The organism is Streptococcus sp. SS-4456 (genome assembly GCF_036680365.1).
Taxonomy (GTDB): domain Bacteria; phylum Bacillota; class Bacilli; order Lactobacillales; family Streptococcaceae; genus Streptococcus.
This window is the reverse complement of record NZ_JAVIHI010000045.1, coordinates 1-15,435: the sequence shown is the minus strand read 5'-3', so window position 1 is coordinate 15,435 and position 15,435 is coordinate 1. Positions and strand designations below refer to the sequence as shown.

Genomic DNA, 15,435 nt, shown 5'->3' with positions numbered 1-15,435 from the left:
TCAAAATTCCTGTTTGGGCTAGCCCAAACAACTTAACCTCTGGAACTCTAGTTATCAATGAACTTGTTGCACTTGACTTGACAACGTGCGACTTTTTTCTGTTAAATCCACCACATAGGTCAATTCTTGGTAGGCGTCTTCTATGTCAAAGAGATCCAAGCCAGCTTCTTCACTGACTACATAAACACCTTCTCTCAAATAGTAGGGAACTGGCTGACCTTCCATATCTGAAAAGGACAATCTACCTCGCTCTAAATCAATTCCAAAACGGAAGGTTGGGATGTCCTTGGGTGCTCCGACGACTAGATAGTCAGAGCAGACCAACTGTCCTCCCCATTTTTGATACAAATGATTGGCTACATCTCCCTCTCTGGTAAAGATGGCTAGTTTCTCTACACCTTGCTCTCTCAACTCCTGCTCTGCTTTTTCAAAAAGCGCCTGGGCAATGCCCTGCCCTTGAAAATCAGGGTGGACTGCTAGGTTAGTAAAATAGGCAGTCCGCTTACTCGGTGCGTAAATATACGACTGGCTGCACTCTTCCGTGTAAATATCGATGTCGATTAGACCAACAATTTGTCCGTCTACTTCAGCCACCCATTCCACACGGTAATCATAAATATCTGTCAGTAGTTCGGGCTTCTCTGTTTCTCTATCATCAAAGAATGGAGAGAAGAGGTAGCTGAGTGCCTTACAGTAAACCCAGCCTTTTTCATCACTGGTTTGATAGTTTCTGATAATCATAAGAATCTCCCATCGGTTGATTGCTATTTAAACGTCACAATAGTACAGCCTGATCCACCTGCATTTTGTGGGGCATAGCCGAACTCCTTGACCTGCTTGTTGCGACGGAGGTACTTGGTCACGCCTTCTCGGATAACCCCTGTACCAATACCGTGGACAATGTCTACTTGTGCCAGATTGTTGAGAAGGGCCTGGTCGATAAATTCATCTAACTCCATCATAGCTTCTTCGTAGCGTTTGCCACGGAGATCTAAGCGGGCTTTTGGTCCTCGTACATTGGCACGTTTGACCGTGTGAACCTGACGCTTCTTAGGCTGCTCTGCCTTTTCCGCCTTGACTAAGTCAAACTCCTCCTTGGTCAAGGTCATTTTAATCAAGCCAACCTGAGCTTCCCAACGGCCGTCCTTTAGTTGATTGGTCAAGGTACCACGTTGTCCATAGGCTGTGACGATAATATCATCACCCACCTTGGCAGCACGCTGGATTTTGGCTTTTTTCAGCACCTTGTTTTTAGACAGATCCACCACTTCAGGCGCCAACTTTTTCAGCTCTGCCTTGGCTTCGATAATCTGGTGAGGCTTAAGACTGGCTGCAGAATGGAGATTTTTGAGAATGTCCTCGCTTTCTGCCAATGCCATATCTACAATTTCCTTGGCTTCCAAACGTGCCTTGTTGAGCTCATTTTCCCTCTCCCGATTGAGCTCATCATAGAGTTTGCGAAGAGCACGATTCATCTTGAAGTTTTCTTGTTCCACCTCACGAATCTTATCTAGACGACGGCGACTTTCAACAGTCTGGCTCTCTAACTTCTCGATAATCCGGTTGACGTCGCTATCTGTATCGGTCCAAGACTGAGCCGACTGGATAATGATGTCTGACAAGCCCAAACGACGGGCTATTTCAAAGGCATTGGAACGTCCAGGAACACCCTGCATAAACTTATAGGTCGGACGCAGGCTATTGGTGTCAAATTCCATGCTGGCATTTTCAATACCAGAGGTTTCTATCCCGTAGGCCTTGAGCTCCGGATAGTGTGTAGTTGCCATGGTCTTGATCCCCCGCAGACGAAGGTCGTCCAGAATAGCCATTGCCAGCGACGCCCCCTCCTGGGGATCGGTCCCAGCTCCCAACTCATCAAAAAGAATAAGAGAATCTTGATCCGCCTCCGCTAAAATCTGCACCGTGTGAGTCATGTGACTGGAGAAAGTTGACAAACTCTGCTCAATCGACTGTTCATCCCCAATGTCTGCAAAGATTTCCTTGAAAACGGCGACCCGACTGCCCTTATCAGCCAAGATTGGTAAGCCAGACTGGGCCATGAGATGGGTCAAACCCAAGGTTTTGAGCATGATGGTCTTACCACCCGTGTTGGGACCTGTAATGACAATCGCTGTCAACTGGCTACCGAAATAGAGGTCATTCGGTACAGGCTGGGCAATCAGAGGATGGCGGACATTGAGCAGGGCGATATCTTGCTTATCAGAAAGCCTAGGAACCACCGCCTTGTACTCACGCGCAAAAAGATGTTTGCCACGAATAAAGTCCAAATGACCAATGACCCAAGCATTATTACGAATGATGCCGCTATGTGGTCGCAACATATCCGACAATTCCTGCAAGATCCGACTGATTTCATGCCGTTCTTCTGCACGCAAGTGGCTAATGTCTTCATTTAAACTCACTACAGCCCGTGGTTCAATATAAACGGTCGAGCCAGAAGCGGAAATATCGTGGACAACCCCTGCAATCTTATTCCGATAGGTATTTTTTACAGGAAGAACATTGCGACCGTTCCTGCTAGCCAGGATAGTATCCGACAGCATATCGCTCTTGTTCTTCAGAATATCCTGCATGACCTGACGGACCTGGTCCTCTGCTTCACGGATTTTCCGACGGATACGTGCCAATTTCTCAGAAGCAAAATCCTCGACAAAGCCTGCATCATTGATGGACTGGAGCGATCCTTGTAGATGGGGAAAGAGCTCAATCTTCTCAAAGAGTTTATCCAGCTGGCTTAGGCTGACATTTTCCAGATTTCCATAAAAGTCCAGGAGAGACTTGGACACTTCCAATACCTTCTTGACGGCTAATAACTCAGAAATATTGAGATCGGTGTCCAATTCCAAACGGCGCATGGCTGGATTGATGTCATTGGTCGCTGAGAGGCTAAAGTAAGGACTTTCGACAAAGATTTGTCCCATATCAGTCAACTCATCAAAGGCCTGCTGGATACGGTGGGCTTCCACCATAGGCTCCAACTGCCTTAATTCTTCCAAACCCTGCTCCGTCAAGAGATAGGGCTCGATTTTTCCTATAACCTTGTGAAATTCAAGGCTTTCAATGATTTTACTATTCATATTTTCCTACTTAGTCAAAAAGGATAAGGTTCCCCTTACCCTGCAATATTACTCAACCAAAGAGATTTAAAAAAACTACTCGTAAATGGTGTGTACTGAATCATAAAATTGGCCAGAAAACTTCCATGGAGCCTATCTTGAATTGCTGCCAAGGGGATGGTCGATAGCAAGATCAAAACAATCTGCAAGGAAAGAAAGGTCACCAAAACAGCTATGGCACCACTAATCAGATTGGTCGTCCTTGTATCCGGGTTAAATTCCTCTAGCAGATGGACAAAAATCCCCACAAAACGTGCCAATCCATAAATTAGGATATAGATCAAAAGAAAGGCAAGACCAGCGTAGAATACCTTGTCCAAATCAAATAGATAGTTTTCATCAAAGTAATAGGTCGAACTACCTTGAGTGGCATTAGCAAAAGGCACCCAGAGGTAGAGAAAGGCTATCCACTTCTTGTAGGTTGCTGTCGCAATGACCAGGGCCAAAATACTAGATAGACCATAGAAAGCCTGCAAGACCAAGCCACGACTGTAGCCAATATAGAAGCTCCAGGCCAAAATTAGCAAAATTACCAATGAAATCATGCCTTCTCCTCAAGTTCATCCAAATCAACTAATGTGACATTTTTCTTCAATACTTTTTCTTTTACAGAGGCCAACTCTGCCTCCGTCTGCTCAAAAGCGATTTCACGCGTTAATTGAACAGAGAGGGCGTTGATTGCCAATAAAAGCGCCAAGGTTTCAGGGTCAGCCGTTGGCATCTTTTCCTTGATTGCCTGATATTTTTCAGTTGCAACACGCTCAATTTCTTCCATGAAGAGATTATCATGTTCTGTCGTTAAGGTTAATTGCTTCTCACCAAATGTAAATTTATATCGATTTAAGTTTGCCATAAAACACCTCGCTTACCATTATACAATAAAATAGATGATTTTGCTAATCCATATCCTACAAAGAATGTTTTCTGCGTGCAAAATCTACAAATCGGAATTTATCAATCTTATGCTTGCTTTCTGTATATTGGAACTGTCTTGTATCCCCCAGATAGACCCGGGACTTGATGAGAACCAAATAATCATCCTGGCACTGCATCAAATCACGTTCTTCCCGACTGGTAGGCTCCACCGTAATTTCCTTTTGCGCATAGGCGATATCCAAACCCAACTGGCCTTCTAGGTATTCATAGATGGACTTCTCCGCAATCGCAACTGTCAGAGCTGGAACCAACTCCTCAGCCAAATAGTCCGTATCCACTACAGAAATCTTCCCATCAATAGAACGTGTACGGACAACTTTCCAGACTTTGCTATAGGGTTCAAAACCTGTCAAACTAGCCAGACTGCTATTGACCGTCACCTGTTCTAGACTGACAACCTGTGTCTGACTAGACAATTGAAGAGAGTTGGTCAATTCCTGATAGGAGGTCAAGCCAGAAACAGGAAAATTCAAGATCTCTTGCTTCAAGACCATGGAACCACGTCCCTGAACCTTTTGGATAAGCCCCCCTTCTGTCAACATAGCCAAGGCCTTGCGTACCGTGTCCCGACTAACCCCATAGATTTCCTGCAATTGTAGCTCGGTCGGTAAGGGCGTTTCCGCCGGATAAAGATTTGTACGGATTTTTTCCTTTAAGTCATAATAAATTTCTTGGTATTTTTTCATTTTTTAACCCCATATATTGACTGCTTTCTATCATACAACATCACTATTATAACAAAATTTTAAAAAATTTAAGTAAAAGGGCTTGCATTATTTTTTGAAATCGGATACAATGATAGCACAAACGAAATTTGTCCGTACAAATTTCGTATATCCAATTTGTTGTGTCCCCCTAAAACATGATAAATCGGAAAACAAAGTCTTTTAGTTTACTTTTGGTACTAGGCAACTAGCTACTGGCTGCTCCAACAGTCAGAGTAGCGACTGTTGAAGGTTAAAAATCATACTGCTGATAAAATGTAACCCTCATAGAGTACGGTAAAGCGAGTTAACAAAGTACCAAGAGAGAAACTAAGTGACTAAAAAATATGGGAACGGCACTAGCCCAATTGTGCCTAGAAGGAAAAATATATGGGAAAATTTGAAAAAGAAGCCAAACAGCTCTTAGACGCTATTGGCGGCAAAGACAATGTCACAGCAGTTTCTCACTGTGCGACACGGATGCGTTTTGTTCTTGCAGATGACAAAAAAGCAAATGTCAAAGTCATCGAAGATCTTCCAACCGTAAAAGGAACCTTTACCAATGCTGGTCAGTTCCAAGTTATCATCGGTAACGATGTTCCTCTTTTCTACAACGACTTCACAGCCGTATCTGGTATCGAAGGCGTGTCGAAAGAAGCAGCTAAGTCTGCTGCTAAAAGCAACCAAAATGCCATCCAACGTGTTATGACTATGTTGGCGGAAATCTTCACGCCGATCATCCCAGCCCTTATCGTCGGCGGTTTGATCCTCGGTTTCCGTAACGTATTAGAAGGCGTACAATGGTCTGCTTTGAATGGGAAGACTATCGTTGAAGTATCACCATTCTAGAATGGTGTCAACCACTTCCTCTGGTTGCCAGGTGAAGCCATCTTCCACTACCTACCAGTAGGTATCACTTGGTCTGTATCTCGTAAGATGGGTACATCACAGATCCTCGGTATCGTCCTTGGTATCTGTTTGGTATCACCTCAGTTGCTCAACGCATATGCCGTACCTGGTACAGACGCAGCAACTATTGCCAGCGACTGGTCTTGGAACTTCGGCTTCTTCTCAATCGCCCGTATCGGTTACCAAGCGCAAGTTATCCCAGCCCTCTTGGCAGGTTTGGCCCTTTCTTACCTAGAAATCTTCTGGCGCAAGGTTGTTCCTGAAGTGGTATCAATGATTTTTGTTCCCTTCCTATCCCTTCTGCCAGCACTTATCTTAGCTCATACTGTCCTTGGTCCTCTTGGTTGGACTATCGGTCAATGGATGTCAACTATTGTATTGGCTGGTCTAACAGGTCCTGTGAAATGGCTCTTCGGTGCGGTATTTGGTGCCCTTTATGCGCCATTCGTTATCACTGGTCTTCACCACATGACCAACGCCATCGATACCCAATTGATTGCAGATGCTGGTGGTACTGGTCTATGGCCAATGATTGCCCTCTCTAACATTGCACAAGGTTCTGCAGTATTTGCTTACTTCCTCATGAACCGTAAGAATGAAAAAGAGGCACAAATTTCGCTTCCAGCAACCATTTCTGCCTACCTTGGTATCACTGAACCAGCCCTCTTTGGTGTCAACGTCAAATACGTTTACCCATTCGTAGCGGCTATGATCGGTTCAAGTATTGCTGGTCTATTATCTGTAACCTTTAACATCCAAGCTGCTTCTATCGGTATCGGTGGTCTTCCAGGTATCTTGTCTATCAAGGCTGAATACTGGGGAGTATTTGCCCTCACTATGTTGGTAGCAATTGTAGTACCAATGATTTTGACAGTAGTTTTCAAACGTACAGGTGCATTTTCAAAAAAAGAAGAAACTGTTGAAGAAGTTGTAGTCCTAGCTGAAGCAGTTGTTGAAACTGGCGCTGCTATCGAATTGATCAGCCCACTTACTGGTCAAGCTAAAGAATTGTCACAAGCTACTGACCCTGTATTTGCTTCAGGTGTCATGGGACAGGGTGTCCTTATTGATCCGAGCGAAGGTATCTTGGTTGCTCCAGTTGACGGTGAAGTATCCGTCCTCTTCCCCACAAACCATGCTGTTGGTATTACGGCTGCAAACGGAGTTGAGCTCCTTATGCACATCGGTATGGATACTGTTGGATTGGAAGGCAAAGGCTTCACAGCTCACGTCAAACAAGGCGACAAGGTAAAAGCTGGTGATCAATTGATTAGCTTTGACATCGATGTCATTAAGGCTGCTGGTCTTGTTGCTGAAACACCTGTTATCGTGACCAACCAAACTGATTTCAACACGGAGGTTCTTGGAGAGCTTCCTCGTTCAGTAGAACGTGGCCAAGCTGTCTTGAAAGCAACAAAGCATAAAACAAAATAAGTGTAGAGAGTTGGTGACCCCAACTCTTTACCGTTGATAACATCATTTTTAAGAAAGGAATTGGTAAACACATCATGACCATAGACAAACGCAAAGTCGTCTATCAAATCTACCCCAAATCTTACAAGGACACGACCGGCAATGGTGTCGGCGACCTGCGTGGGATTATTGAAAAACTCCCTTATCTAAAAGAATTAGGCATTGACATGATCTGGCTCAATCCCTTCTACCCAAGTCCTCAACGGGACAACGGTTATGACATTTCAGACTATACAGCCGTCAATCCTGATTTCGGCACCATGGCTGACTTTGAAGAAATGGTGGCTGTCGGTAAAGAACTGGGCATCGAATTCATGCTGGACATGGTCCTCAACCACTGCTCGACAGATCACGAGTGGTTCCAAAAAGCCTTGGCTGGCGACAAATACTACCAAGATTTCTTTATCCTGCGTGACCAACCAACTGACTGGGTTTCCAAGTTTGGCGGCAATGCCTGGGCACCCTTTGGTGATACCGGGAAATATTATCTTCATCTCTTTGATGTGACCCAAGCCGACCTCAATTGGCGAAATCCGCATGTCCGCGAAGAACTCTTCAAGGTGGTCAACTTCTGGAAAGACAAGGGTGTCAAAGGCTTCCGCTTCGACGTTATCAACTTGATTGGTAAGGATGAGATCCTAGAAGATTGCCCAATCAACGACGGCAAGCCAGCCTACACCGACCGCCCGATCACCCACGACTACCTCAAGATGATGAACAATGCTACTTTTGGAGCAGAAAAAGGCTTCATGACCGTTGGGGAAATGTCTGCTACTACCATTGAAAACTGCATTCTCTACACGGCTCCTGAGCGGGAAGAATTGTCCATGGCCTTCAACTTCCATCACTTGAAAGTGGACTACAAGGACGGTCAAAAATGGACCATTATGGACTTTGACTTTGAAGAACTCAAACGCCTCTTCCACACTTGGGGCGAGGAGATGTCAGCTGGAAATGGCTGGAATGCCTTGTTCTACAACAACCACGACCAACCTCGTGCCCTCAACCGCTTTGTTGATGTGGAGAATTTCCGAAACGAAGGAGCAACCATGCTGGCAGCCTCTATCCACTTGTCACGCGGTACTCCTTACATCTACATGGGCGAAGAAATCGGCATGATTGACCCTGACTACGATAGCATGGACGACTATGTCGATGTCGAGTCGATCAATGCCTACCAGATGCTCTTGGATCAAGGTCACGCACCTGATCAGGCCTTCAAGATTATCCAGGCCAAGTCCCGTGACAATTCCCGCACCCCGATGCAATGGGATGCTTCTGACAATGCAGGCTTCTCAACAGGTACCCCTTGGCTGAAAGCTGGCAAATCCTATCCAACCATTAACGTTGAACAGGAAAAAACAGGTCCAATCTTTACCTTCTACCAAGAACTCATCCGCCTGCGGAAAGAGCTCCCTCTGATTTCAGAAGGGGACTACAAGGCGGCCTATAAGGACAGCCAGAAAGTCTATGCCTTTGAGCGTTTACTAAACGGTGAAAAATTACTGGTCCTCAACAACTTCTTTGCAGAAGAGGTTGAACTAGACCTGACAGACGATTACGCCCACGGCCAAGTCCTCATCAGCAACTATCCTGACAGCAAACTCGGTAAGAAAATTACCTTGAAACCCTATCAAGCCTTGGCGATTTTGGTGAAATAAGCAAGAAGGGAGTGGGGCTGTAAAAGCTGATAAAATCAGCTAATTAGAGCCCACTCAACCACTGCGTCAAGTTTAACTATTAAAAAAAAATAAGGAGGCCAGGACTTTTGTCCCAGCCTTTTGTGATACAATGAAATAAAAAAGCAAAGGAAACATCATGCTCCAAGAATTTTTGAACAAGGTCAACAATCCTGTCTTGAAGGACAAACTGGCAAGAATCTTCACCCAAATCCAGCAAGAATTTCCAAGTCTGACGACAGAAATCAAATGGAACCAGCCCATGTTTATCATGGACGGAACCTTTATTATCGGCTTCTCCGCTGCCAAGTCCCATATTTCCATTGCACCTGAAACGGTCACTATGGAAACCTTTGCCCAGGACATCAAGGAAGCAGGCTACGAAGCAACCTCCAACCTCTTCAAAATCAAGGAAGACCAAGAAGTCAACTGGGACCTGCTCCGCACTATCATCACCTTTAACATGGATGAGAAGAAAGGCTATGACAAGTTCTGGAGATAAGAAACGAATGAAAATCTTCCTAGAAAATAACTTCAAAAAAATCGTAGTATTTTTAGCTATTTTTCAAAAAATACTGTTACAATATATTACAGAAACAGCTATCCCAGGAGGGAGATAGCTGTTTTTTTGACTATCCATCGTTTGTAATGCCCTAATGGATCACATATTAGGAGTAGACTGATTGAGCACTTGGTGCTGTACCCAATCAGTATTTTTTAGTGCCACCAGTTCCGTAATAAATGTTTTCATGTTAATTCTCCTTTTCAAAATCAAGATCAACCATCAATTCAAAATCCTCCGACAAGCGAACCAAACCAAACTTATCCAGATTTAACTCCTGTCCCAATGCATCCAAATACTTGAAGTAACCTGATTGCAAAGCGATCGCTTCGCCGTCACAGAATGTCGACATAAACTCATCTCCCTTACCAAATCGAACCCCTTCTGCATTGATAAAGTAATACTTGCCATCTTCTACACAGTAGGCATAAGGGCTTGAACCAAATCCTGAGAGGAAGTCTAAATCTTCTGACTGGAACAAGATGTGGCCATCTTCGTTGATAATATTCCAAAAAATCGATTTCTCTTCATCCATCTCAATAATGATATCATCTTCTTCTATTACTTGGTCTTCTACAGCCACTGCTCGTTCAATTTGGACACTAGCTAGACCGTTTGCCCCAAAGGTGCTGGCTCGTAAAAATTGATTTTTAAAGACGATGCTGCCCTCACTATCAATATAACCCCATAGCCCGTTTTGTTTGTAGGGATGCAGATTACCAAACTCACTCACCTCCAAACTCTCGCAACAAGCTGATACGATGACATCTCCCTGCTTATTGATGATACCTACTTCATCCCCAACCTTGAAGGTTGTGATGTCCTTACTTGTAAACTTTTCCACTTCCCATTCGGATGGATAGTAGAAAACGATTTGACCAGAGGTATTTACAAAAGCAGTTTGACCAGTATGCAAGGTCACATTTGACAAACCACCCGCAAAATGAGAGGCAGCCGCAAAGGTCATCCCAAAGACAGCCTCGCCCTTTTCATTGATAAACCAGGTCTTGCCATCTTTTGTAACAGGAGCCAAACCATTTTCAAAAATAGAGGCATCGTCAAACTGAGGTTCTATAACAAGATCATTCTCTTTATTGATGTAACCAAACAAACCATTGTCGAACTGGACAGGAGCCAGACCATTCTCCGCAAATTCATAAGCCAATTGGTACTGACAAGGAATGACTTCTCGACCTGTTTCATCTACATAGCCAACCAAGTCATCCATAACCACCTGCCGCATCCCATGGGATATAGAGTAAATTTCATCATAGTGCTTTTCCGACCTAAAAATAACATCCATATCTTCATTGACAGCTATGTAGGAACTCAACTCACGAATTAGATAGGTATTGCTCAAATCTAATTTATGAATACTAGCATAGAATTGGTTGTTTACAATCCGTCCATCTTCCCCAAGCAAGCAATAGGTTTGATAGTGCTGAGCTATGGCTAATCCTTCTTCCGAGAATTCTGAAATTGCATGGTAACCCTGATCAAAATTCAATTTCTTATTGAGTTGCTTACCTGTCCGATCAATAATTCCCCACGAGCTAGGTGAGTGATTAAATTTAACAGGCGCTGCCCCCTTGGCTGAGAATTTCTTAGCCTCTGTAAATTGGAAAGGAATTACCAGCTGACCTTCTTCATCTAAGTAGCCCCAGAGCTTGTCTTTTCTGACTGCAATCAGCCCATTAGAATATTCGGATATTTCGGAATAAAGTGGCGGAAAAATCATTTTTCCATCTACTGTCATCAAACCAAACAAACCATTCTTTTTCAATAATAATAGTGACATCATAGTACCTCTTTTCTTATTTATGGGACTATTATATAAAATGTTATGGGTAGAAGATTACACATTATCAAGTTCTATTGGTATTTTTTTAATATTTTTTCTAAACCTTCTTTCATTCTCTTCCGGAGATGGTCGGGAGCTATTATTTCAAAATGTTCCCCGTATTGCAGGGCCCAGTGATAAAAGGCATCTTCATTACAGATAAGCTCAACAGTCACCATATCGCCCTCTTGTTTCACGAAGCGAAAATCCTTGCCAAACCAGTCAATTACAATCCCAACTAATTGTTCTTTGAAGGCAATCCGAACTTTGCCAGTCGGACCAGAAAACATATAGAGATGTTCCTTCATGTACTGACCTAGATGAAACCGTTCTCTCATACTAGCACTCTGATCGAGCTTACGTCGTGGTTCTGAGAGGACCTCAACCTGAGTAATCCGATCTAGACGGCGGTTCTCCAGATATTGCCCCCGACAGTCGTCATAACAAATCACATAGTAGCGAGACATGGAAGAAACAATGTAATAGGGACTGATGATACTAGTGCCTGTATCCACTAATTTCCCCGACAGACTGTAACGACAGGTCGTAATTTGAACCTTTCTATTCTTCTCAATAGCTTCCTCCAAACCTTCAACAACTTGATCCAGGCACATATTGTCAGTATGGTTCATGGAGGATAGATAGCTAATGTGTTTGGCCCGGTTTTTGACACGGCTAGGAGATAGATTCCTTAATTTTTCAATCAAGGTGACAGCCTGCTCATCCGGCATATGTTTAGCATAGAGGATACTATCAATCAGGTATTTTAATTCATTATCAGAAAAATCCCGGCGAATATAGACACCCCGTTGACCTTCAATATATCCCTCTTCTTTTAATCTCACCAGATAGTTGGAAAGAGTTTTTCTGGTAATCGAAATAGTATAGTCAGTGTCTAAACGCTTCATAATCTGCGCTTGTGTGAGCCTGCTTTGGGGGCTGGAATACTTTTTTAATATCTCTAAGATATAGATCGCCAGCAACAATTTATCTTTCATATCTCAACCGCCAATTGTTATTTTTCTCTATTCTAAAAAATTTTACTACTATTTGCAAGTCCAATAATTTTCCTCTGGGCGACTTTGACCGGTTGGCAGTACAATCGCATAGAATATCTCCATCCCATAGATAAATTCACGCAATTCTTCGCTTTTTTTCTTTTCCCGGACATATTCCAACCAAACGTTTGCTAGAGTATAGTTATCTATGCTGGTAATATGGTGGTTGAGAACTGGCTTATGAAAATTTGTAGCCGCCCCGTCATTTGAACAGAGTTTTCTTAATTGCCAACGGTCTAACATGGTCTGAGTTCCTAAATCAGACCCCATATTAGTATAGAATAGAGATTCCATCACCTTAGCGACATCTTTCAGACCATTTTGTGAGTTGAGAAAAGAGGCAATCCCTGATTGAGAACGACGGAAAAGACAGAAGGGTTTGCTTTTTAACCACTGAATAATGTCACTGTCTACTTTAGCGACTTCCATTGCTCGTATAGTTACTCGCGACCAGTCCTTAACCCCTGTATCTGACCACAATAAGCGATCAGAAAAAGTTGCAAACAAATAATCCCTTTTCAAGAGCCGTTCCGTATTATCAATCGCCTCCTTCCTAGCCTTATTTTCATCCTGACGATACTTCTCCACCCAAGAAAAATTCTCTGAATGCGAATAAGCACTAAACTCACAATGTTCCACTGTTCTAGCAGTACATTCCTCCACCATACCCGTTCTCGATGAGTAATGATATAGCACCATCTTCCAATCCTCCTTTATTCTTCCAGCTCATAGTCATAGTCATCATCTTCTTCAAATAAGTAGGCTATCTCTTTTGCCCATGCCTCATTCTCCCTTGAGACTAAGAAATCCGAATAACCACATCTGAAATAACCGATCCCAATAAATTCTCCCGTATAATAGACTGCGTATCCTAGCCAAGCAAAGAATTCAACAATGTTATATTTTGCATACAAGCGTTCTACCAAAAGGGGCAGGATCCTATCGATGCTCATCCCTGGAGCAGGACTTGGTCCACCCGCTATCCAATAATCCCCATCACAAGCATAAAATTGCTCCACAATTTTTATTAACTGAGGATCTTCCGTAAAATCAGCTGCGGGTCCCAGAACAGTCATTGGTAAGACTCCCTTTTCATACTCTTGGAATAAAAATTCCAAAATGGCTTCCTCAAGCTCCTCACTATTCAAAAACACATGAAGATACTCGGACCCCCCTTCCACTTTTAACAGATTACCCGGTCCATGCCCATTAGAACATGGCTCTACGAGCGAGCTATATTGTAAACTTGGATACCTCCGGCGATTGTCCTCCCATTTTTCTAAGTAGACCTCCCCTTCTACCTTGGTTGCAAAATGGGGCTGGTTTCGATTTCACATTTTCGAAAAAGACCACCACATTTTGCCACTTTTCCTTGATAATTGATATGAAACATTAGACACTTACTCCATTTTCTAAGCTTTCAAAAGTATAGTTTCCAGGAAGGAAAAAGTTTTGGGTATAGATGATGGATTGTTCCTTGTCCAAGACCTGATACAGGATACCCATGCCTGTATCAAAGCGATTGATGTCAATGAAAATACAGGTATCCTGGTCCCTATTTAAAAGACCAATATCATACATGGCTTCTTTATAGGTATCAAAGATTCTTTCTGTCATCCCCTCAACAGCTATGAATAGACGAGGATCGGCTTCCAAACCATGAAAAGTAAAGGGAATTAACATCCATCTTTGAAAAACAGGTCCATAGGGTCGCACCCACATCTTCTCTAAAGGAAAATCATCCCCACGGTAGTAGTCAAATGGAACCCTGTGAAAAGAACCCTTACCAAAGAATGCAATCAACTGATGTTTGTCCTCCGAATGATGAACCAAGATAGTATCCTTAGGTATATCTGAAAAACCTTCAGGGGCAACTTCTTGAGGCAATCTTCTGTACTCAATGACAACCGAGGAACCAAAAGGTTCTCTACTGGTCACATAGAGTGCATCCTGTTGTTCAAAAGCCTCCAGACGATCATAGTCAGGCGAATAGGTCTTCCGTGTCACAATTTTCTTCCGAATGTGTGGCTTTATTTCACTTCCTGAATGATAAAAGTTTGCGGTCCGATTGGTGAAGAATTCTTTTTTCACAAAATAAGCAAGACCTGCCATGATAGCCAGACCAAGTAAGCCCGTCAGCACCTTACTTGGCAGAATAATTTTATATAAGACAAAGATAGTTGCAAGAATAAGCAGACAGCCTTTTTTATTGTTCATAGGTCCCCCATTCAAAGGTCACAGGCTTCTCTTCCGTTCCCATGACAAATTCACCCCGTTGCAAGGCACGACCATTCTTGTCCGTCAACACATAGGTCCACTTTGCGCCGTATTTCGTTTTTCTTATCTCCGTGTACCAAATAATGTCCTCGACTTGATTGATAGAAGCAAGCAGTTTTTCCCACTCTGGAAACTGATTTCTATTTTGCTCACTAGACCAACCAATGACCAGGCGTGGATCGGCTTCAAAACCGTGATAACCAATAGGAATAATATGGGTCCTATCATACGATTCAGCATCTACTGGACGGATCCACGGCCGCAAAGACCGTCTATGATAATCTCCCAGCCCTAGCTCCTTGTCACGCTTAAAACGTTTAGCAGACTGTTTACGGAAGCGAGCTAAAACCTGATGAACCTCCCCATCATGATAAATCTTGATATGATCATAGGGCATATCGTCAATGTCAAATTCATGCAACCACCGATTGGAACGACGATAGGTGATAACTGTCTTGTCTGGATTTTCAGCAGTATCTATCGTGAATTTCATAATCGTCTGCTTAGCGAAGGCTTCTAAATCATCCAATTGAGGATTGTAGAAACCATCTCTCACGATAATCCCCTCTTGAAAGGCATGTTGCACGGCCAGTGCCTCTTCCGTCTTTCTCTGCTCCATCCTCTTGGCACGTTCTTTTTCATCTTTCAGTGCCTGCTCTTTTTCCCTGAAGGTTGATTTACGATACCAAAGAACGAAAAGAATAAAGATGACAATTGTCCCTTGAAAAGCATAGTCTGTTGTCAACTCCATAATCCACCAAATCGAATAGACAAAAACATACTAAGATTAGTAGTGAAGAAATCTCCGACGGGAGAGAGTACTCACTACTTTTTTCATTCTCAAGATGATAAAGTAGAGG

The 15,435-nt window shown here is 43.2% G+C and carries 13 protein-coding genes and 1 pseudogene; 3 read left to right on the top strand and 11 right to left on the bottom strand.

The window, feature by feature from the left end:
- Window positions 1-54: 54 nt before the first annotated feature.
- From RFK25_RS09960 to treR, 5 genes are read right to left on the bottom strand one after another with little or no spacing between them, the layout of a single operon-like run.
- Entirely contained in the window at window positions 55-741 is a 687-nt protein-coding gene (locus RFK25_RS09960; protein WP_332413265.1) for a GNAT family N-acetyltransferase, read from the bottom strand.
- Between the two features lie 23 nt (window positions 742-764).
- Window positions 765-3,098 carry an endonuclease MutS2 gene (locus tag RFK25_RS09955; protein WP_332413263.1) on the bottom strand — a complete coding sequence of 778 codons (2,334 nt, stop codon included), beginning with the start codon at window positions 3,096-3,098 and terminating at the stop codon, window positions 765-767.
- Window positions 3,099-3,133: 35 nt separating this feature from the next.
- Window positions 3,134-3,682 (bottom strand): CvpA family protein, encoded by a 549-nt coding sequence (locus RFK25_RS09950; RefSeq protein WP_332413261.1) that lies wholly within the window; start codon window positions 3,680-3,682, stop codon window positions 3,134-3,136.
- Window positions 3,679-3,990 carry a hypothetical protein gene (locus RFK25_RS09945; RefSeq protein WP_105117655.1) on the bottom strand — a complete coding sequence of 104 codons (312 nt, stop codon included), beginning with the start codon at window positions 3,988-3,990 and terminating at the stop codon, window positions 3,679-3,681. The genes RFK25_RS09950 and RFK25_RS09945 overlap by 4 nt, the downstream gene beginning before the upstream one ends.
- A 55-nt stretch (window positions 3,991-4,045) precedes the next feature.
- On the bottom strand, window positions 4,046-4,759 hold the full coding sequence (gene treR, locus RFK25_RS09940; protein WP_332413260.1) for a trehalose operon repressor: 714 nt from the start codon (window positions 4,757-4,759) through the stop codon (window positions 4,046-4,048).
- A gap of 408 nt (window positions 4,760-5,167) precedes the next feature.
- Between treR and treP the strand changes: the two are divergent.
- The 3 genes and pseudogenes from treP to RFK25_RS09925 all read left to right on the top strand — a co-directional run.
- Window positions 5,168-7,031, top strand: a pseudogene (treP, locus tag RFK25_RS09935) (PTS system trehalose-specific EIIBC component); the annotation flags it as partial.
- 163 nt (window positions 7,032-7,194) lie between these two features.
- On the top strand, window positions 7,195-8,820 hold the full coding sequence (gene treC / locus RFK25_RS09930) for an alpha,alpha-phosphotrehalase (RefSeq protein ID WP_332413259.1): 1,626 nt from the start codon (window positions 7,195-7,197) through the stop codon (window positions 8,818-8,820).
- A gap of 157 nt (window positions 8,821-8,977) precedes the next feature.
- Window positions 8,978-9,340, top strand: a complete 363-nt coding sequence (locus RFK25_RS09925; RefSeq protein ID WP_332413258.1) for an iron chaperone — start codon at window positions 8,978-8,980, stop codon at window positions 9,338-9,340.
- 250 nt (window positions 9,341-9,590) lie between these two features.
- Here RFK25_RS09925 and RFK25_RS09920 read toward each other — a convergent pair whose 3' ends face one another.
- The 6 genes from RFK25_RS09920 to RFK25_RS09895 all read right to left on the bottom strand — a co-directional run bounded on the left by RFK25_RS09920 (window position 9,591) and on the right by RFK25_RS09895 (window position 15,326).
- Window positions 9,591-11,198, bottom strand: a complete 1,608-nt coding sequence (locus tag RFK25_RS09920; RefSeq protein ID WP_332413257.1) for a WG repeat-containing protein — start codon at window positions 11,196-11,198, stop codon at window positions 9,591-9,593.
- Window positions 11,199-11,272: 74 nt separating this feature from the next.
- The gene (locus RFK25_RS09915; protein WP_332413256.1) at window positions 11,273-12,238 is read right to left on the bottom strand and encodes a helix-turn-helix transcriptional regulator; all 966 of its coding nucleotides are present in this window, start codon (window positions 12,236-12,238) and stop codon (window positions 11,273-11,275) included.
- A 48-nt stretch (window positions 12,239-12,286) separates the two neighbouring features.
- A complete protein-coding gene (locus RFK25_RS09910; RefSeq protein ID WP_332413255.1) occupies window positions 12,287-12,997 on the bottom strand; it encodes a hypothetical protein in 711 nt (236 codons plus the stop codon).
- Window positions 12,998-13,011: 14 nt separating this feature from the next.
- On the bottom strand, window positions 13,012-13,416 hold the full coding sequence (locus RFK25_RS09905) for a hypothetical protein (RefSeq protein ID WP_332413254.1): 405 nt from the start codon (window positions 13,414-13,416) through the stop codon (window positions 13,012-13,014).
- Window positions 13,417-13,690: 274 nt separating this feature from the next.
- Window positions 13,691-14,515: a hypothetical protein gene (locus tag RFK25_RS09900; RefSeq protein WP_332413253.1), complete on the bottom strand. Its 825-nt coding sequence runs from the start codon at window positions 14,513-14,515 to the stop codon at window positions 13,691-13,693.
- Window positions 14,505-15,326 (bottom strand): hypothetical protein, encoded by an 822-nt coding sequence (locus RFK25_RS09895; protein WP_332413252.1) that lies wholly within the window; start codon window positions 15,324-15,326, stop codon window positions 14,505-14,507. The genes RFK25_RS09900 and RFK25_RS09895 overlap by 11 nt, the downstream gene beginning before the upstream one ends.
- Window positions 15,327-15,435: the final 109 nt, after the last annotated feature.

Excerpts from the sequence above, each read along its gene's own strand:
- RFK25_RS09920 (WP_332413257.1), bottom strand. The coding sequence starts at position 11,198 with ATGTCACTATTATTATTGAAAAAGAATGGTTTGTTTGGTTTGATGACA.
- RFK25_RS09950 (WP_332413261.1), bottom strand. The coding sequence starts at position 3,682 with ATGATTTCATTGGTAATTTTGCTAATTTTGGCCTGGAGCTTCTATATT.
- RFK25_RS09910 (WP_332413255.1), bottom strand. The coding sequence starts at position 12,997 with ATGGTGCTATATCATTACTCATCGAGAACGGGTATGGTGGAGGAATGT.
- RFK25_RS09925 (WP_332413258.1), top strand. The coding sequence starts at position 8,978 with ATGCTCCAAGAATTTTTGAACAAGGTCAACAATCCTGTCTTGAAGGAC.
- RFK25_RS09915 (WP_332413256.1), bottom strand. The coding sequence starts at position 12,238 with ATGAAAGATAAATTGTTGCTGGCGATCTATATCTTAGAGATATTAAAA.
- RFK25_RS09900 (WP_332413253.1), bottom strand. The coding sequence starts at position 14,515 with ATGAACAATAAAAAAGGCTGTCTGCTTATTCTTGCAACTATCTTTGTC.
- RFK25_RS09895 (WP_332413252.1), bottom strand. The coding sequence starts at position 15,326 with ATGGAGTTGACAACAGACTATGCTTTTCAAGGGACAATTGTCATCTTT.
- treR (WP_332413260.1), bottom strand. The coding sequence starts at position 4,759 with ATGAAAAAATACCAAGAAATTTATTATGACTTAAAGGAAAAAATCCGT.
- RFK25_RS09945 (WP_105117655.1), bottom strand. The coding sequence starts at position 3,990 with ATGGCAAACTTAAATCGATATAAATTTACATTTGGTGAGAAGCAATTA.
- treC (WP_332413259.1), top strand. The coding sequence starts at position 7,195 with ATGACCATAGACAAACGCAAAGTCGTCTATCAAATCTACCCCAAATCT.
- RFK25_RS09955 (WP_332413263.1), bottom strand. The coding sequence starts at position 3,098 with ATGAATAGTAAAATCATTGAAAGCCTTGAATTTCACAAGGTTATAGGA.
- RFK25_RS09960 (WP_332413265.1), bottom strand. The coding sequence starts at position 741 with ATGATTATCAGAAACTATCAAACCAGTGATGAAAAAGGCTGGGTTTAC.